This window comes from Peptidiphaga gingivicola (assembly GCF_001652275.1).
In the GTDB taxonomy this organism is placed as follows: Bacteria; Actinomycetota; Actinomycetes; order Actinomycetales; family Actinomycetaceae; genus Peptidiphaga; species Peptidiphaga gingivicola.
In genome coordinates this window covers 227,900-246,026 of record NZ_LVZK01000003.1, presented here as the reverse complement: position 1 = coordinate 246,026, position 18,127 = coordinate 227,900, and the positions used below count along the sequence as shown (strand labels likewise).

The 18,127-nt window shown below is 66.2% G+C and carries 17 protein-coding genes; 12 read left to right on the top strand and 5 right to left on the bottom strand.

The features are described from left to right. Nucleotides 1-16: 16 nt before the first annotated feature. Nucleotides 17-922 carry a hypothetical protein gene (locus A4H34_RS09605; protein WP_064231948.1) on the bottom strand — a complete coding sequence of 302 codons (906 nt, stop codon included), beginning with the start codon at nucleotides 920-922 and terminating at the stop codon, nucleotides 17-19. A gap of 161 nt (nucleotides 923-1,083) precedes the next feature. Between A4H34_RS09605 and A4H34_RS09600 the strand changes: the two genes are divergently transcribed. From A4H34_RS09600 to A4H34_RS09555, 11 genes are all read left to right on the top strand, one after another. Continuing rightward, a complete protein-coding gene (locus A4H34_RS09600; RefSeq protein WP_009199853.1) occupies nucleotides 1,084-1,566 on the top strand; it encodes a ribosome maturation factor RimP in 483 nt (160 codons plus the stop codon). Beyond that, on the top strand, nucleotides 1,566-2,558 hold the full coding sequence (gene nusA, locus A4H34_RS09595; RefSeq protein WP_064231947.1) for a transcription termination factor NusA: 993 nt from the start codon (nucleotides 1,566-1,568) through the stop codon (nucleotides 2,556-2,558). Before A4H34_RS09600 ends, nusA begins: the two co-directional genes overlap by 1 nt. A 96-nt stretch (nucleotides 2,559-2,654) precedes the next feature. Next, a complete protein-coding gene (locus tag A4H34_RS11600; protein WP_407946332.1) occupies nucleotides 2,655-2,963 on the top strand; it encodes a YlxR family protein in 309 nt (102 codons plus the stop codon). Nucleotides 2,964-3,030: 67 nt separating this feature from the next. Next, on the top strand, nucleotides 3,031-5,970 hold the full coding sequence (gene infB / locus A4H34_RS09590; protein ID WP_064231946.1) for a translation initiation factor IF-2: 2,940 nt from the start codon (nucleotides 3,031-3,033) through the stop codon (nucleotides 5,968-5,970). A 122-nt stretch (nucleotides 5,971-6,092) separates the two neighbouring features. Continuing rightward, nucleotides 6,093-6,653 (top strand): 30S ribosome-binding factor RbfA, encoded by a 561-nt coding sequence (rbfA, locus tag A4H34_RS09585; RefSeq protein ID WP_064231945.1) that lies wholly within the window; start codon nucleotides 6,093-6,095, stop codon nucleotides 6,651-6,653. Beyond that, the gene (truB, locus tag A4H34_RS09580) at nucleotides 6,643-7,716 is read left to right on the top strand and encodes a tRNA pseudouridine(55) synthase TruB (protein ID WP_231871027.1); all 1,074 of its coding nucleotides are present in this window, start codon (nucleotides 6,643-6,645) and stop codon (nucleotides 7,714-7,716) included. The genes rbfA and truB overlap by 11 nt, the downstream gene beginning before the upstream one ends. A gap of 199 nt (nucleotides 7,717-7,915) precedes the next feature. Further along, nucleotides 7,916-8,194, top strand: coding sequence for a hypothetical protein (locus A4H34_RS11095; RefSeq protein WP_156510319.1), 279 nt, complete (start codon nucleotides 7,916-7,918; stop codon nucleotides 8,192-8,194). A gap of 2 nt (nucleotides 8,195-8,196) precedes the next feature. After that, complete coding sequence (locus A4H34_RS09570; RefSeq protein ID WP_064232059.1) at nucleotides 8,197-9,186, top strand: bifunctional riboflavin kinase/FAD synthetase; 990 nt, start codon at nucleotides 8,197-8,199, stop codon at nucleotides 9,184-9,186. A gap of 230 nt (nucleotides 9,187-9,416) precedes the next feature. Further along, nucleotides 9,417-9,686 (top strand): 30S ribosomal protein S15, encoded by a 270-nt coding sequence (gene rpsO / locus A4H34_RS09565; protein ID WP_009199845.1) that lies wholly within the window; start codon nucleotides 9,417-9,419, stop codon nucleotides 9,684-9,686. Nucleotides 9,687-9,837: 151 nt separating this feature from the next. Continuing rightward, nucleotides 9,838-12,135: a polyribonucleotide nucleotidyltransferase gene (locus A4H34_RS09560; protein WP_064231942.1), complete on the top strand. Its 2,298-nt coding sequence runs from the start codon at nucleotides 9,838-9,840 to the stop codon at nucleotides 12,133-12,135. A 415-nt stretch (nucleotides 12,136-12,550) separates the two neighbouring features. Next, nucleotides 12,551-13,819 carry a M16 family metallopeptidase gene (locus A4H34_RS09555; RefSeq protein WP_064232058.1) on the top strand — a complete coding sequence of 423 codons (1,269 nt, stop codon included), beginning with the start codon at nucleotides 12,551-12,553 and terminating at the stop codon, nucleotides 13,817-13,819. 69 nt (nucleotides 13,820-13,888) lie between these two features. On the opposite strand, the gene A4H34_RS09550 is transcribed toward A4H34_RS09555, so the two are convergent. From A4H34_RS09550 to A4H34_RS09540, 3 genes are all read right to left on the bottom strand, one after another. Beyond that, the gene (locus tag A4H34_RS09550; RefSeq protein WP_064231941.1) at nucleotides 13,889-14,068 is read right to left on the bottom strand and encodes a hypothetical protein; all 180 of its coding nucleotides are present in this window, start codon (nucleotides 14,066-14,068) and stop codon (nucleotides 13,889-13,891) included. Between the two features lie 40 nt (nucleotides 14,069-14,108). Further along, entirely contained in the window at nucleotides 14,109-14,549 is a 441-nt protein-coding gene (locus tag A4H34_RS09545; protein ID WP_156510318.1) for a hypothetical protein, read from the bottom strand. A 189-nt stretch (nucleotides 14,550-14,738) separates the two neighbouring features. Next, nucleotides 14,739-14,957, bottom strand: coding sequence for a hypothetical protein (locus A4H34_RS09540; RefSeq protein WP_156510317.1), 219 nt, complete (start codon nucleotides 14,955-14,957; stop codon nucleotides 14,739-14,741). Between the two features lie 410 nt (nucleotides 14,958-15,367). On the opposite strand from A4H34_RS09540, the gene dapB reads away from it, so the two are divergent. Continuing rightward, entirely contained in the window at nucleotides 15,368-16,111 is a 744-nt protein-coding gene (dapB, locus tag A4H34_RS09535) for a 4-hydroxy-tetrahydrodipicolinate reductase (RefSeq protein WP_064231938.1), read from the top strand. Nucleotides 16,112-16,207: 96 nt separating this feature from the next. On the opposite strand, the gene A4H34_RS09530 is transcribed toward dapB, so the two are convergent. Then, nucleotides 16,208-18,064 carry an alpha/beta hydrolase gene (locus A4H34_RS09530; protein ID WP_064231937.1) on the bottom strand — a complete coding sequence of 619 codons (1,857 nt, stop codon included), beginning with the start codon at nucleotides 18,062-18,064 and terminating at the stop codon, nucleotides 16,208-16,210. Nucleotides 18,065-18,127 lie beyond the last annotated feature (63 nt).

Here is an 18,127-nt window from a genome sequence, read left to right as displayed (position 1 = left end):
CGGGCGGTTTGGCCCGCTATTTCTTCAGGAGCGTCCCCGCGCTGTCGCGTTCCTCTTGCGTGGCATACAGAGAGCAGGCGTAGCTGACAGCCGCCTCCCCGTTGGGTTTGTCGGCTTTCGCCGCGCCGCTCACGAGCGCACTTGAGCTTCTTTTCAGCGCGGCGCCCCTCAAGGTCTCGCCCGCGGCGAGCTTGGGAAGGGCGACGACGGCCGGGCGCCTGTCCTTGGCGCCGGAGGAGATCATCGCCGACTGGGCGGCTTTGATCGAGTCGATCCGGGAGATTCCCGCCTGCCGTTGATTCGCGGGAAGGGAGGCGACGTCCGTCTCCAGCCATTGGCGGGCCGCCTCGACGCCCGAAAGGGCTTCCTCGGTCGCCGCCGCCTTGCCCGCGGCGACCGGATCGACGTCGCCGCATGAGGCCTTGCCCCCGGCGTGCGTCGCCACGCCCACGGCCTGAAGACGGGCGTCGAGAGCGACCGAAAGATAGGTTTGGCGTTGCGAAGCCGGGGCCGAATTGGCGGCCGCAACGGCCTCTCGCGAGAGCTCGCCGAGTTTGAGGGCAAGGAAGGAGGCATCCGCGTTCGCCGGCGCCGAGGTCGAAACCGGCGGGTTCGTGCGTCCCGAAGGCGCGCCGTTCGGCCACGGCCTCCACACCCCTCCCAACGCGGAGGCATACGCGGAGGCGGCGCTTTCCACACGGGGAAAAACGCTCGAATTCGGCGACGAGGCGGCCAGCCGCTTCGCCGCATCGGCGATGAGCGTCGACTTTTCAGCGAGCGCCTGGCGCTTGCGCTCCTGGCTCGAAGCGGGCGCCGGTTCGACGTCCTGATTGTCGAAGCGCACGCCCGATGCGATGAGCAGGCCGATTATGAGCACCGCCAGAAGAGCGGAAAGGCCGAAAACTAAGCGACGAGATGTCATGAACCAATTTTGCCACGGGCGCGATCCCACATTTCACTCGCTCCGGGGCGATGAATCGGTAGGCTAGGGGCATGGCACCGTCACGTAGAACTCATCCCGGTGGGCGTCGCGACTCCCGCAATTCGCGCCGTCCGCACCAGGAACGCCGGGAAAACGCAGAGATGACCGAGAGCATTTCCACGGCACTGGACGAAGTCGTCGCCTCGCGGGGACTTTACCTGGAAGCGGTGAAGATCGGCAGGGGCGGCAAGAACCTCGTCGTCAAAGTCGTCGTCGACCTGCCCTCCGGCCCCGGGGGAGTCGATTCCGACCGGCTGACCGAGGTTTCACGCGACATCTCGCAGCGGCTCGACGACGTCGACTTGGTGCAAGGCGCGTACACGCTGGAGGTTTCGACTCCCGGCGCCGAGCGCTCGCTGCGCGAACCCCGCCATTTTTCCAGGGCGCAAGGCCGCCTCGTGGAGCTGCGCACGGTTGACGGGAAGAGCGTCGTCGGCCGGCTCGTGAGCCTTTCCGGCGACGCGTTGAACGTCCAAGTCGAGGGGAGTCGACGCAGCGTGCCCATGGCCGAGGTCGTCTCCGGCCGTGTCAAGATCGATATGAGCCGGGCTCCGCAGTCCGCGATCGAGGAGGAAGAAGACTGATGGACATTCAGATGAACGAGCTTCGCATCGTCGAAAGCGAGCTTGGCATCAGCGTCGACGTGATCGTGGGTGCGATCGAGGACGCGTTGCTTCACGCCTATCAACGCGTTCCGGGGGCGGTGCGCGGCGCCCGGGTGGAAATGGACCGGAACACCGGCAAGGTCACGGTCTATGCGCCCGAGGTCGACGAGGAGGGGGAGGTCATCGGCGAATTCGACGACACCCCCGGAGACTTCGGCCGCATCGCGACGTCCACGGCGCGGTCGATCATCGCGCAGCGCCTGCGCGACGCCGAGACGGACAGGGTGCTCGGATCGTTCAAGGGGAAGCAGGGCGAGGTCGTCTCCGGCGTCGTCCAACAGAACCCTCGCCACGACAGCCGAGACCTGCTGGTCGACGTCGGCGAACACGAGGCCATCTTGCGGGTTGAGGAGCAGGTGCCGACGGAGAGGTTCCGCCACGGCGACCACATTCGGGCCCTCGTCCTCGAGGTGTCCGTGGGCACTCGCGGCGCTTCCGTCCGCCTCTCGCGGACCCATCCTGACTTCGCGCGCAAGCTCTTCGAGATGGAGGTGCCTGAAATCCAGGACGGCACGGTCGAAATCGTCGCGCTTGCCAGAGAGGCGGGGCACCGCGCGAAGATCGCCGTGTGGTCGGACATCCCGGACGTCAACGCAAAAGGCGCGTGCATCGGGCACAACGGGCAGCGAGTGCGCGCGGTCACCACCGAGCTTGGCGGCGAGAAAATCGACATAGTCGACTACGACGACGATCCCAAGGCCTTCATCGCGGCGTCCCTCTCGCCCGCCAAAGTCGTGCGCGTCGATATCCTCGACAAGGCCGAACGCCAGGCGAGGGCGATAGTCCCCGACGGGCAGACGTCGCTCGCGATCGGGAAAGAGGCGCAGAATGTGCGCCTTGCCGCCAAACTGACCGGCTGGTCGATTGACATCCGCAAGGAATCGGACGATCTGGACGCCTTCGACGACTGAATGTGAGTGAGCGCTCCCTTCTTCGGCCCGGCCGTTTCGGCATCTTCGGCGTAAAAGCGCTAAAATACCCAATGGCGTTCTTGAAGGAGGAGGCTGGTGACAGGTCGACCTCGTACCTGCATTGGATGCAGGCTCAAGGGCAGCCGTATGGAAATGGTCCGCGTGGTGCGGCGCGAATCCGCGGTTGTCGTGGATTCGCGCGGAACGATGCAAGGCCGCGGAGCTTGGGTGCATCCCGATCTCTCGTGTCTTAAACGTGCGGTGCGCTCGCGGGCCTTCGAGCGCGCTCTCAAAGCTGCGCCTCTCGATACGGGGGCAGTGGAGGAGTTGCTTGTCCCGTCGGACGGAAACCCGTCCGAGAGTCGAGATAAGAAAGCGGGTAGAGACCCGATGGGCACCCGATGAGTACCCAGCGATGAGCTGCCAGCACTAGTGGGCCTGTGCGCGACACTGGCCCGTACGAAGGAGAACTGTGGCCAAGGTCCGCGTCCATGAACTCGCCAAGGAATTGGGCATAACGAGCAAAAAGCTGCTCGAAGTGCTCAAGGAAAGCGGCGAATTCGTCAAGTCCGCCTCGTCGACCATCGAGGCGCCCGTCGTGCGCAAAGCGCACGAATACATCGAAGCTCACCCCGAGCTAATTGAAAAGAAGAAGAAATCCGCCAAGAAGCCCGCCTCGCAGGCCAAGGCAGGCAAGTCGGGCGAGCGCGCCGTCGATCCTGACGCTGAAAAGGCCGACGGCGCAAAGTCCCAGAGCCCCTCTCGTGCCCGTGCGCCTGAAGGCAAGGATGCGCCGGGCGACGGCTCGACGTCGGCGCAGGCGTCCCCCGCAGCCGAGCGGACCGCGCCCCGAGCCCAAAGCGGCGGCGCACCGGTTCCGGGACCCAAGCCCGGACCCGCTGCTGCGGCTTCCAGTTCCAAGGCGCCCGCGGAGAAAACGGACAAGCCGCGTGAAGCGGCCGGGGCGAAGGCTGCCAAGCCGGCTGCGCCCAAGCCCGGCGCCCCGAAGCCCTCTGCGCCCAAGCCGGCCGGGGACAAGTCCAAGGCCCCTAAGCCTTCGAATCCGAAGAAGAAGCGTTCCGGCGGCGGGGGGCCGAAGCCCCAGGCGCCGCGCCCTGGCAACAATCCGTTCGCGCCCGCGCAGGGAATGCCCCGCCCCGGCGGCGGGGGGCCGAAGCCTCAGGCGCCGCGCCCTGGCAACAATCCGTTCGCGCCCGCGCAGGGAATGCCCCGCCCCGGCGGCGGTCAGCGTCAGCAGGGCAAGTCGGGAGGCCGATCAGGCTCCTCGCGCCCGCGTTCCGGCGCTCAGCGCCCCAACCCGAGCATGATGCCCGACAGGTCGTCCGCCCAGCCGGCGGGGCGTTCCTCCTCGGGCGGCAACAGGGGACGCTCCGGAGGCCCGGGCCGCGGCGGTCCAGGCGGACCCGGAAACCGCGGCGGCGGCTTCACCCGGTCCGGCGGGAAGTCCCGCGGCGGCTCAACGGCCGGCGCGTTCGGACGGCAGGGCGGGCGCCCCTCGCGCGGCCGCAAATCGAGAAGGGCCAAGCGCGAAGAGTTCGAGGCGCAGTCCTCTCCCATGGTCGCGGGCATCGAGGTTCCCCGCGGCGACGGATCCACGGTGGTCCGGGTTCGCGCAGGCGCATCCCTCGCCGACTTCGCCGAGCGCATCGGCGCAAGCTCCGCCGCCCTCATCGCCGTTCTGTTCCGCATGGGCGAGATGGCCACGGCCAATCAATCGCTCGACGAAGACACGTTCACCCTGCTCGGAGCCGAGCTCGGCTACGACGTCCAGATCCTCTCGCCCGAAGACGAAGACCGCGAGATCCTCGAGGCCTTCGACATCGACCTCGAGGCGGAGGACGAGGCCGAGGACGACAAGGACCTTGTCGCGCGGCCCCCGGTCGTCACCGTCATGGGCCACGTCGACCACGGCAAGACGAAGCTGCTGGACGCGATCCGCTCGACTCACGTCATCGACACCGAGCACGGCGGCATCACCCAGCACATCGGCGCCTACCAGGTGCATCTCGACTACGAGGGCCAGGACAGGGCGATCACCTTCATTGACACGCCCGGCCACGAGGCCTTCACCCAGATGCGTGCGCGAGGGGCCGACGTCACCGACATCGCCGTGCTCGTCGTCGCAGCGGACGACGGCGTCATGCCCCAAACGATCGAGGCCGTCAACCACGCGCAGGCGGCGGGCGTCAAGATCATCGTCGCGGTCAACAAGATCGACGTCGACGGCGCCAACCCGGAGAAGATCCGCGGCCAGCTGACCGAGTACGGGATCGTCACGGAAGAGTACGGCGGCGACACGATGTTCGTCGACATCTCCGCGAAGCTGCGCACCGGCATCGACGATCTGCTCGAGGCCATCCTCTACACGGCCGACGCCGACCTCGATCTGCGCGCCAATCCGAACCGGGACGCCCGCGGCGTCGCGATCGAGGCAAAGCTCGACCAGGGCCGGGGCGCCGTCGTCACGGCGCTCGTCCAGACGGGCACGCTCCGCATCGGCGACTCCCTCGTCGTCGGAACGGCCCACGGCCGAGTCAGGGCGATGTTCGACGACGGCGGAGGCGCGGTCGAAGAGGCCGAGCCGTCGCGTCCCGTGCAGATCTTGGGAATGTCCACGGTCCCCGCAGCGGGCGACTCCTTCCTCGTCGCGCCCGACGACCGCACTGCCCGCCAGATCGCGGACAAGCGCGAAGCGGCCCAGCGCGCGGCAACGCTCGCCAAGCGCCGCAAGCGGATCTCGCTGGAAAACCTCAACGACGCCCTCAAGCAGGGGACGGTCCAGACGCTCAATCTCATCATCAAGGGAGACGCGTCCGGCTCCGTCGAAGCCCTCGAAAGCTCGCTCCTCGAGCTGGAGGTCGGCGACGAGGTCGCGCTGCAGATCATCCACCGCGGCGTGGGCGCCATCACCCAGAACGACGTCAACCTCGCCACCGTCGACAACGCGATCATCATCGGATTCAACGTTCGCCCGGCCGAACGCGTCCAGGAGATCGCCGACCGCGAGGGCGTGGACATGAAGTTCTACTCGGTCATCTACTCCGCCATCGAAGACGTCGAAGCCGCCCTCAAGGGCATGCTCAAGCCGATCTTCGAGGAAGTTCAGCTGGCCGCGGCCGAAATCCGCCAGGTGTTCCGCTCCGGCAAGTTCGGAAACATCGCCGGTTCGATCGTGCGCTCGGGCACGATTCGACGCGGCGCGAAGGCCCGCTTGGTCCGCGACGGCGTCGTGGTCGCCCCCGATCTCGAGATCGTCTCGCTGCGCCGGGAAAAGGACGACGTCACCGAGGTCCGCGAAGGATACGAGTGCGGCATCACTCTCGGGTATCGCGACATTCGCGAGGGCGACTTCATCGAAACCTTCGAGATGCAGGAAAAGCCGCGCGATTGACGCGATCGGCGGCGGGCCGCCAGGTCCGCCGCCGCGGTCTCAGGCCCGCCCGTCGTCGAAGGCCTGCTTGTCGTCGAAGCCCAGCGGCCGGTCGAAGCCCATCCGCCGAAAAGGAGTGCCAGATGCCCAATCCACGCGCCAACAGAGTCGCCGAGCGCATCCACGAGATAGTCGCGTCTTTGGTGACAAACCGATTGAAGGATCCCCGCCTGGAGCTCGTGACCGTCACGGACGTCCGCGTCACCGGCGACCTTCAGCACGCCACGGTCTTCTACACCGCCTATGGCGATGAGAGGAAGCTCAGGGACGCCGGCCGAGCCCTCAACCGGGCCAAGGGCAATATTCGCTCGCACGTCGGCAGGCAGTTGGGCCTGCGCCTGACGCCGACGATCGAGTTCACTGCCGACGCCCTGCCGGAGACGGCCCGCTCCCTCGAGGACGCGCTCGCGGCAGCCCGGCACAGGGACGCCGAGATCGCCAAGTCGGCGGAAGGCGCTGCGCCCGCCGGGGACGCCGATCCGTACAAGAAGCCCCGCGACGTTGAGGAGGGCGAGGCCGCCGACGAAGCCTCGGCCGACGGCGACGATGCCTCAGACGGCGACGCGCTCGAGAGCGGCGAAGCCTTCGAGGCCTCCTTCGAATCGTCCGAGAACGACCAAGCCGAGGGCGTGGATGAGGCCTGAGCCTCGGAGCGCCCCGCGGCGAGTCATGCCGTGGGGCGAGATTCCCCGCGGGAGCTTCCCGGGAGACGGCCTTGCGGTCATCGACAAGGATCCCGGCGTCACGAGCCACGACGTCGTCGGCGCCGTCCGGCGGCTGGCGGGAACGAAGAAGGTCGGGCATGCCGGAACCCTCGACCCGATGGCCACGGGCGTTCTCTGCATCGGCCTAGGGCGCGCCACGAAGCTGCTGCGCTACGTCACGGGAACCGCCAAAGAGTACGAGGCGACGATTCGTTTCGGGATTGAAACGTCCACCGAGGACGCGCAGGGCGAACTCGTGCGGGCGAGGGGCGCGCGGGAGGCGGACGCCGCGGAGCTCGCCCGCGCGATGGCGGACCTGACCGGCGAAGTCCTTCAGGTTCCAAGCTCGGTGAGCGCTCTGAAAGTCGAAGGCCGCAGAGCCTACGATCTGGTTCGCGAGGGGCGCGAGGTGGTCCTCGACGCCCGGCCGATTCGCGTCGATGTCTTCGAAGCGGTCGGCGGCCCCCGATTCGCCGAGGCCTGCGGGGCGCCCGTCTTCGATTTGGACGTGCGCGTTGTGTGCGGCGCGGGAACCTACGTGCGAGCGCTGGCGCGCGATCTGGGGGAGGCTCTCGGATTCGGCGCGCACCTGACGTCTCTCAGGCGCACGCGAGTCGGCCCCTGGGATGTCGGCGAGGCCGTGAGCGTGCGCGAATGCGCCGACGCGGTCGAGGCCGACGGACAGATGCCCGTCCACACCTTGGCGGACCTGTGCCGCGCGATGTTCCCTGCTCTGGAGGTGTCGGAGCAGGCGGCGCGCGACCTGCGCATGGGGCGTTTCACAGATTCGCCCTTCGACTTCCTCGGCGCGAAAGCCGCAGCCTCCGCCGCTCTCGCTCCGAGCGCGGCGGGCCGCGACGCCCCAGGTTCCGGACCCGACGGACGCGGATCGGGATCCGCCGTCGCGGTGGCGTGGAGCGACGGAACGCCTGTTGCCCTCGTCAGCCGCAGAGGCGGGAGGGTCAAACCCGACCTGCTTTTGACGCTCGCTTCGGAAGAGTGACCTCTCTGCCCCGTGCAGGCGTCGGCTCGTGTACGGAGTACGTTGGGCCGGCATCAATCTTTCGCCGCCCCGACGGCTTCTCGCGATCGTCGACGTCGTCCAGATCGGAAGGCGATTTTTCTGCCCTGTACCCGCGTCGACATGCTCGGCTCCCGCGTCGATGTGCCCGGCGTCGGTGCTGAGCATTAACCTATATCTCATGACTAACGCTAACCACTCTCATTGCGGATGCGGGGGCAGCGCGGTCGATGCCGCCGCCGTCGCCGCCGCGATAGTCCGCGGGCACACTGCTGAGCCCCCGGCTTCTGTTGAACCGACGTCCGAATGCGGCTGCGGCGGGCACGGAGGATGCGGATGCGGGGGAGACGGAGCCTGCGGCTGCGGAGGAGGCACGGGCGAAAGGCCCGTCGTCGACGAGCGGATCGTCGACCTTTCGGAGGGGCGGCGCGACCTCGGCCTTCGCGGGTTGCCGGCGTGAGCATCGACGTATGGCGCAAACCTGAGGACATTCCGAGCGGCCTTGTCGGCACGGCGGTGACGATAGGGGTCTTCGACGGCGTGCACAAGGGCCACCGCGCGGTGCTGCGGGAGACGGTTCGGCAGGCGAGGGAACGCGGCTTCGTCTCCGTGGCGCTCACGTTCGACCCGCATCCCGCCTCCGTGCATTCGGCCCAGAACGTGCATCTCGTCTCGACCCTGGAAGACCGGATCGATCGTCTCGCTGCGGCGGGAATCGACGCCGTCTACGTCCAGAGGTACACCCTCGACTACGCCCGCGCGACGCCCCGCGAATTCTTCGAAAATCAGCTTGTGGGCGAGCTGCGGGCGCGCGTCGTGGTCGTCGGCGAGGACGTCAGATTCGGATTCCGCAATGAAGGCGACGGCGCTGTGCTCGCCGAACTGGGAGAGGAAAAAGGCGTCGATGTGACGCTTGTGTCCGATCTCGCCGCGCCGGAGGGACGCAGGTGGTCCTCGACTTGGGTGCGCGAGCTTCTCGCCGCCGGCGACGTCGCGGGGGCCGCCCGGGTCCTTGGGCGTCGCCATCGAATCCGCGGCGAGGTCGTCCACGGATTCCAGCGTGGGCGGGCCATCGGCTTTCCCACGGCCAATCTCGCGGGCGACGACCTCGGCGAAGTGCCAGCGGACGGCGTGTACGCGGGATGGCTCGTGCGCTCGGTCGAGGGCTCCTGCGCCGCGGAGTACCTCCCCGCGGCGATATCGGTGGGGACGAATCCGCATTTCGAGGGAACCGAGCGGACGGTCGAGGTCCACGTCCTCGGCAGGTCGGACCTCAACCTCTACGGAGAGTCGATAGCCGTGGACTTCGTCGAGTACCTCAGGCCCATGCTTTCTTTCGACTCCCTCGAGGGCCTCCTCGGCCAGATGGACGAGGATCTGCGCAACACGGCCGAGATTCTGGGCGTTCCGACGGCGGGAAGGGTCGATCCAGCGTCGGTCACCGCCGTGTGACCCGAGGGGACGCCGCCCGGGGCACGGCGCCGCCTGGGACGACGCCGGCGGCGCCCGGCCGCTCCCGGCACGCAAGCTCGTGGAAACCCGGTATGCAAGCTCACACAGGAAAGTCAACCTTCGTTTGTGCTTGCTGGTAAACTTAAAAGGCCGTCAGATCGGCCACGGAAGCGTCATAGCTCGGGAGAACATGCCCCGGAGCTCCGTGCAACGGAACGAAAAGGAGAATCATGGCCCTCAAGCCGGAACAGAAGAAGCAGATCATCGCCGAGTACGCGACCCATGAGGGCGACACCGGTTCCCCGGAGGTTCAGGTTGCTTTGCTCTCGGCCCGCATCAAGGAGTTGACCGAGCATTTTCGCACCCACAAGCACGATCACCATTCGCGGCGAGGCCTCATGCTTCTCATCGGCCAGCGCAAGCGGCTTCTGGCGTACCTTGCCGAAGAGGACATCGAGCGCTACCGCTCACTGATCGCTCGTCTCGGCCTTCGCCGGTGACATGGGGCGGCCCGGATGGAACAGTCCGGGCCGCATTTCGTTGATAAAGAGATCCCCAGTGCCCGGTCTTCGGTGGGAGCTTCCGGAAGGTTCCGTGAGTTGTCACTGATGGCCGTGTCGGGGAGAGAGACAGAAAATAAGGAGACATTCCATGGAGGGACCCGACGTCCACTCTTCGAACGCCGTCATCGACAACGGCTCGTTCGGAACCCGCACCATTCGTTTTGAAACGGGCCTTCTCGCCCGCCAGGCCAACGGATCGGCGCTCGCCTACCTTGACGATGACACCACGGTTTTCGCGGCGACCACTGCCTCGAAAGCCCCGAAAGAACATTTCGACTTCTTCCCCCTGACGGTCGACGTCGAAGAACGCTCCTACGCCGCCGGGCGCATTCCCGGCTCCTTCTTCCGCCGCGAAGGGCGCCCCGGAACCGAGGCCATCCTCGCCGCCCGGCTCATCGATCGGCCGCTGCGCCCCGCCTTCAAGAAAGGCATGCGCAACGAGGTCCAGGTGGTCGCCACGGTCATGACGATCAACCCGGACGAGGCCTACGACGTCCTCGCCATCAACGCCGCCTCCATGGCGACCTCTCTCGCGGGGCTTCCCTTCTCGGGCCCGATCGGCGGAACCCGCATGGCCCTCATCGACGGGCAATGGGTTGCCTTTCCGCGGTGGAGTGAGCTCAAGCGGGCCACGTTCTCCATGGCGATCGCCGGCCGCGTCGTGGGCGACGACGTCGCCATCATGATGGTCGAGGCGCAGGCCCCCGAACACGCGGACGCCGTCATCAAGGCCGGCGGCGCCAAGCCGACCGAGGCCGAGGTGGCAGCGGGCATGGAGGCGGCCAAACCCGTCATCCGCACGCTGTGCGAGGCGCAGTCCAAGCTCGTGGAGGAGTGCGGAAAGCCCGTCGGCGATTTCCCGTTCTTCCCGGATTACACGGACGAGCAGTACGAGGCCGTCGAAGAGAAAATCGGCGGCCGCTTCGCGCCGATCCTCGGCATCGTGGCGAAGGCCGAGCGCGACGAGGCTCTCAACGAGCTGACGGAGTCCGTCGTCGAAGAGCTCGCGGAGGCGTTTCCCGAGGAGGAAGCGGCGATTGCGGCCGCCGTCAACGCCGCGTTCAAGAAGACCATGCGCCATCACGTGCTCACGGAGGGCGTTCGCATGGACGGACGCACGCCCGTCGAGATCCGCACGATCACGGCTGAGGCGGGGGTCCTTCCCCGCGTCCACGGCTCGGCGCTGTTCCAGCGCGGCGAGACCCAGATCCTCGGGGTGACCACCCTCAACATGCTGAAGATGGAGCAGCAGCTCGACAACCTTTCCCCGGCGACGTCGCGGCGCTACATCCACCATTACAACTTCCCGCCGTACTCGACGGGGGAGACGGGCCGCGTCGGCTCGCCCAAGCGCCGCGAGATCGGCCACGGACACCTCGCCGAGATCGCCCTCGAATCCCAGCTTCCCGGCCGCGAGGAGTTCCCGTACGCGATTCGCCAGGTTTCCGAGACGATGGGCTCCAACGGCTCGTCGTCGATGGGCTCGGTGTGCGCATCGACCCTTTCGCTTTACAACGCGGGCGTCCCGCTTAAGGCGCCCGTCGCCGGAATCGCCATGGGCCTCGTCTCCGCTACGATCGACGGCGAGACGAAGTACTGCACCCTCACCGACATCCTCGGCGCCGAGGACGCGCTGGGCGACATGGACTTCAAGGTCGCCGGAACCCGCGAGTACGTCACGGCCCTCCAGCTGGACACGAAGCTCGACGGCATTCCCGCCGCGGTTCTCGACGCCGCCCTCGGCCAGGCCCGCGACGCCCGCTTCGCGATCCTCGACCTCATCACCGAGGCGATCGACGGGCCCGACGAGATGGCAGCCACCGCGCCGCGCATCATCACCGTCAAGATCCCGGTCGACAAGATCGGCGAGGTCATCGGCCCCAAGGGCAAGATGATCAACCAGATTCAGGAAGACACGGGTGCCGAGATCTCGATCGAGGACGACGGCACCGTCTTCATCGGCGCAACCGACGGCCCGTCCGCCGAGGCTGCCCGTCAAGCGGTCAACGCCATCGCCAACCCGCAGATGCCCGAGGTCGGCGAGCGCTTCGTCGGCACAGTCGTCAAGACGACGACCTTCGGCGCCTTCGTCTCCCTCGCCCCAGGGCGCGACGGCCTTCTCCACATCTCGCAGATTCGCCGAATCGTCGGCGGCAAACGCGTTGAGAACGTCGAGGACGTCCTCAACGTCGGCGACAAAGTCGAGGTCGAGATCGCCGAGATCGATCCTCGCGGAAAGGTCTCGCTCCACGCCGTCGTCGAGGAGGAGCCCGAGGCCCCGGCCGAGCAGGAAGAGGCGGAGCGTCCCGCCCGCCGCGAGCGCGGATCGCGCCGGGCGCCGCGCCAGCGCCGCCGCTCCAGCGAGAGCTCCGGTTCGACCGAGTGACGCGGCGGCCGCTCGGGCGGCACCTGTTCCGGCAGCAACAGTTCGAACGGCGACAGACGCAAAAGGGCGGCCCCTGTGGGGCCGCCCTTTCTATGCAGGGCCGCGCCGTCGGCCCATTCTTGACGCCGCGCGATCCGGGACCCGGATCCTCGGCCGATTCAGCACGCCGGGCGATTTAAGGGGCCTTCGCGGGCGGGTCGAAATCCGGTTTGGGCCGATTGCCTGCGCTCGGCTTCGCATAGACGCGTGTGCTTGGCTTGGCGTAGGCGCGTGTGCTTGGCTTGGCGTAGGCGTGTATGCTCGGCTTCGTATAAGCGGGTGCGCTCGGCTTCGCATCGATGGCAGGGTCGGTTAACCTTGACGGGTGACTGAGTTTTCCACCGTCGACCTTCCCATTTGCCCCGGTCCGCATGACATGTCTCTCACGGACGACGGCGCCCTCATCCGCCGCTCGGTGCTTCCGAGCGGGGTTCGGGTGCTGACCGAACGCGTCGAGAACGCGCACACCGTCTCCGTCGGCTTCTGGGTCGGGGCGGGGTCCGCCGATGAAAACGAGGGGACGCTCGGCTCCACGCACTTCCTCGAGCATCTTCTTTTCAAGGGCACGGCTTCGCGCAGCGCGAAGCAGCTCGCCGACCGCATCGACTTCCTCGGCGGCAATTTCAACGCCGGCACGGGCAAGCAGCTGACCTATTATTACGGGCACGTCGTGGAGGAGGACCTCGCGGACGCCGTCGATCTGCTCGCGGACATGGTTGCCTCCTCGGCTCTTGCGGAAGCAGACATGGAGATGGAGCGGGGCGTCATCCTTGAGGAACTCGCGATGTACGCCGACGACGCCTCCGAGGTCGCCCATGAGCAAATCGCCTCCCTCGTCATGGGCGGGCATCCGCTGGGCCGGCCGATCGGCGGAACCTCCGAGAGCGTCCTCGGGCTTGATCACGCGAATCTCACGAGCCACTACAAGCAGAACTATCGGCCCGAGGAGCTGGTGGTCACGGCCGCCGGGAAGGCCGACCACGAGGCGCTGTGCGCCACGGTCGAGGCGTCGCTGCGCCGAGCCGGATGGGACCTTCGCGAAGGAGCCGCGCCGGCTGAGCGTCGGCGACGCGCGCCCATCGAGTACCCGGAGGGCCGGGACCTCTCGATCGAACGCCCCGTCGAGCAGAGCGCCGTCGTCGTCGGCATGCCCGCGATGACCGACGAAGACGAACGCCGATACGCCCTGTACACGCTGTCGACGATTCTCGGAGGCGGCACCTCGTCCCGTCTTTTTCAGGAGGTGCGCGAAAAGCGCGGCCTCGCCTACTCGACCTACTCTTTTCCCGGCCTGTACCACGAGGGCGGCCTTTTCGGCCTGTACGCGGGGTGCTCTCCGGAGTCGGCGAAAGACGTCGCGGAGATCATGGAGGGGTGCCTGGAGGCGATCGCCGGCGAATCCGTCACGAAGATGGAGCTTGAGACCGCCTACAGGCGCGCCCGCGCCGACCACGCCTTCAGCTCAGAGTCAGTCGGCTCGCGGATGAATCAGCTCGGCCAGGCCGAAATCGTCCGCGGATCCCTCATTTCCCGGCAGGAGGCCCTGCGCCGTTCGCGGGAGGTCTCCGCCGACGACGTCGCAGCCGTCGCCGCCGAGCTCGCCCGCGCGCAGCGCTCTCGCGTGACCGTCGGCCCCTCCCAGTGACGCGAGGATTGCGCGGGCACAGACTTCATTTTCGCCACTCAGCCGGGTCCCCGTCTTTGAGCTGCCGCATCACCCCGCCTTTCCGACGACGACGTCGGCCAGCTGGTCCTGCGACTGCGTGCCGTCGTTCATGTACTCGGTATGCGTCCCGGCTCCGAAGCCCAGTGGGAACTTCATCCCGAAAATGTCCAGTGACTTTTCTTCCGTCGGCGAATAACCGGAGAGGTGCTTGATGTTCGGGTCCTTCATCGGATCTTCTCCCAAGCCTTCGAAGAACTCGGTGTCGTTCCTAAAGTCCTTTACAAAATCGGTTCGGTGGCGCATGGCGTAGGTGTGGCCTTCCGGCACGTTGTAGGTTTCGCCGCTGCCCCGTCGCCGGATCGTAGAGGAGCGGCTGTTTGGGAGGCTTGCCCTCTTCAGCGCCCAATTGGCCGCGCAGCTTCTCCAACTCCTCCAGGCGCTCGCGCAAGCGTGCCCGTTCGTGATTTCTTGCTTGGCCTTCAGCGGCGTACTCCTCTCCTGGGCCTTTGTTTCCCGGCAGCGCGTCTCTTTGGCGTTTCGTATCCTCTATGTCCCACTCGAGGAGCGAGCGGTTGACGTTGTCGCGAGCCCAGCCTTCGATCCCGTCGAGACTGACGAATTTCCGCGCCTGCTCGCGGATGCTCTCGTCGTTCGGCGCCTCGGGTTTGGTGAAACGATCGACGTGCCTTTGACGTTCGCCTTCCGCCAATCTGCTCCACCAGTCGGAGACCTGTTCGGGCGTGGCGCCGTCGCCCCTTCGCCTGCCCACGTGACGTCTTTGTCGATGTCTTGAATCGACTCGCCCGCGGTGTAGCATTTTTGCGTTCGGCGATGAGGTTGTCCACGACGGTGTCCAAGATGGAGGCATCCCAGGCTGTGACATTTTGCCAATCGACCATCACTCGAGCCTTCCCGATATCTTTGTTGAGAACCGACTGAAATCCACCGAGGCGTGTTGATCCGTGGATTTGCATTGGTTCGTCGCGTCCTGGAGGGCCGTGGAGAAGGTTTCGAGCGAGTCCGTGATCCTCTTTGCGAGCCCGTCGATGTGCGAACCCGCAGACGCAGCCGCTCCTCCCGCGCTTGCCGAAGGCATGGCCGTGGCAACGGTTGCCAAAGGGACCGAGCCCTTGATTTGGTCGACTTGCCCTCTGGCCTTGCATTGTCCTTGGCGCAGACGAGGCTGTCGAGATCGATCACTAAAGTGTCTGCCATTTCATTCCTAAATACTGCATCGATATTCTGATTGTTTTATTTCCTCTGCCTTCAAGCGTTTCTACATCGCATAAGACACTGAGATACTCTGTGTGTGGCTGCCCTTGTCAAAAGAAAAATGGAATCATCGGCATCCTCCTTTCGCATTCTTATAGCGCGGTTCGTGTGCAACGGAAGTCAAGAGCGCCGAAGGTTATGGCTCCCCACGGCCCGGGACGTGCGCATTCGTCCGGGCCCGGGACGCACGCATTCGTCCGCTTTCCTCGACGAGCCGGTCGGCGAAAGGAACTGCGACGGATTAGGCTTGAGGCCATGACTATCAAAGTTGCAGTAGTGGGCGCCGCCGGGCGCATGGGCGCGACCGTATGCGAGGCGGTCGAGGCCGCCGAGGACATGGAGCTGACTGCCAGGCTCGACGCCGGAGACCCGATCTTGTCGGAGAGCCTCGGTGGGGCCGACGTCGCCGTCGAATTTTCCGTGCCCTCGGCCTCCGAGGCAAACACCCTGGCCATTTTGGAGGCCGGGGCCGACGCCGTCGTCGGAACTACCGGGTGGACCGAGGAATCCTTGGGCCGGGTGCGTGAGACCGCCGAAAGGCTCGGCCGCAGCGCGGTCATTGCGCCGAACTACGCGCTCTCGGCCGTGTTGGTCATGAGTTTCGCGGAGAAGGCCGCGCCCTATTTCGAATCGGTCGAGGTCCTCGAAATGCACCATCCGAACAAGGTGGACGCCCCGTCCGGCACGGCGATATCCACCGCCTCGCGGATCGCCAAGGCGCGCGCCGAGGCCGGAGTCCCCGCAGGCCCGGACGCCACGCAGACCGACCCCGACGGCGCCAGGGGGGCGCGGATCGACGGCGTCAATGTCCACGCTGTGCGGCTGCGCGGGCTCAACGCCCACGAGCAGGTGATGCTCGGCAATCCGGGCGAGCAGCTCGTCATCCGACAGGATTCGTTCGACCGGTCGAGTTTCATGCCGGGCGTGCTCCTGGCGGTCCGCTCCGTGCGAGGCCGAGGCGGCCTGACCTGGGGCCTCGACTCGATCATGGGGCTGTGAGGCTCCGCCTTTGGCGAGGTTGTGGGCTCCGGGGTTTCCAAGGGCTTTGAAGTCCCGGTTCCCACAGGCCCCCATGGACCTGCGAGTCGCAGGTCCTCAGCCGCTGTACGTCCCGTTGACGACTGCCGCCACATCCTGCTGGCTGTTGGGAACGTCGGCCATCTGAGACCTCAACTCCTCCATGACCTGCTCCCTTGTCCAATCGGGGTGGGCGCCGTGGATTTCGTCATACTTGCCGTTGTAATCGTTGTTGTCGAAGTAATTTGTGTGGGATGCGACCGGGTCCTTCCACCCTGGAGCGTACTGGTTTGTCCGCAGATGCTGTATTCCGTCCATATCCATCGGATCGGTGGTTTCCGTCATATTGAACCCGGGGAGGTAACCGGGTCGGTTGGCAACGAGACCGCCGTTGGGAACCCCGTTGATGGCGTCCCCCTCGTTCCTTATTGCGTAGACGCTGTCGGAGGGCACGTTGAGTTCGGAGACGTCCGTTGCAGGGATGCCTGGCGAACCGTAGAAGACCGCTGCGTCGACCACCCCGTCGCGGACCTGGGTCAGCGCGTAGCCGGTGGTCGTCGAGCCATACGAGTGGCCGATGGCCGTTAGCCTCGGATCCCCGGCCTCTCCCTCGCCCTGGCGAGAATCGTGCAGGCCTTCGAGGAAATTGGCAAGATTCTGCCCGCCGGCGGCGGCGCGGTCGGTGTTCGTGACGGAAAGGTCCCTCTGATCCGGGTCGCCGGAGTTGATGTGCGGCGTGTCGTATCCGAAGTACGTCACCATCGCCGTGTTGCCGCCGGCGGAGTTGGCGATGTTCTCCATGTTGTGCGTGTACTCCTTTACGCTGCTTCCAACGGACGTGTCGAGGCCGCCCGTTTGAACGGCGACATTCTCAGCCGTGTCGACGTCGCCCACGGAAACCGCGGCGTGCAGCTGGTCTTGATCCTCTCCGGGCTCGACGGGGTCGTAGAGAAGCAGCTGCTTCTTGGGCTGGTAGTCGCTTGTCGCCGCCGCGTCCCTCAGCGCCTTGAGCTCGTCGTATTTCTTCTGCTCTTCGTCGGTGAGACCAGCGCTGCTCTTCTCCGCTAGAGAGTCGATGTCGTGGTCCAAGCTCTTCCTATTGGCGGCGTCCCGAGCCCATCCGTCGACGCCGTCCATGTTTCCTATCCTCTCCGAGGGCGGCTTCTCGCAGTCGTTGTCAATGAGCTCTTGTTGCTGTTCCGGCGTGAGCGAGTCCCACCAGGCCGCGACCGCCTGGGAGTCCTGCCGATTCGTCGGCATGGGAAGCGGGCCGTCCAGAATTTCACTGAGGCTCTTGTCGCCCGGTTCGACCTGGCCGAGGGCAATTTTGTTGAGCGCGTCGGCATACGCCTGGTCGGCGGCCACAGCCTTCTCTACGGCGTCGTTGACCTTGTCCGCGCACTGCTTCAGCGACGTCTCGCGGGTCGCGACTATGTCGGCCAGGACGGCGGAACTCACCGTGGGGCCCCCCAAGATGCCCCCGACAGCCATTCCCACGGGGCCGAACATCGAGCCCGCCAACCCGCCCATCCCTCCGCCGACGATGTATGAGACGACGCCGTCGACCGTGACCTCCGTCCAGGAAATGGGATTGTCGTCGGTCACGGTGCCGTCGTCGGCGATGCTGAACCCGTTGTTCTTCGCCTGAGTCGTGGCGTCCGTGACGATCCCGTTGACCTCTCTCATCGAGTCCTGCATGGACGACGTCGCATCCTTCATTGCACGCACGCCGACGACGTAGGTCGCGATGCCCTTCTCGATCTGTTGGAGGCGTTTCTCGGCGGCGTTGCGGGCATCGCCCTCCCAGGTCACGTTGTCGTTGAGCGAGATGACCTCGTGCCCCCAATCGTCGGCTTTGCGCTCCTTGCTGGAAAGCGCGTCGTACTCGTCGGAAAGAGTCGAAGCCTCCCAGTCCTTGATATCGCTCCACTGCATGGTTTCCTGCCTTTGAAAGTGTTGAACGTGTTTGATGCGCGAGGTTTGAGTTGCGGCGGCCGG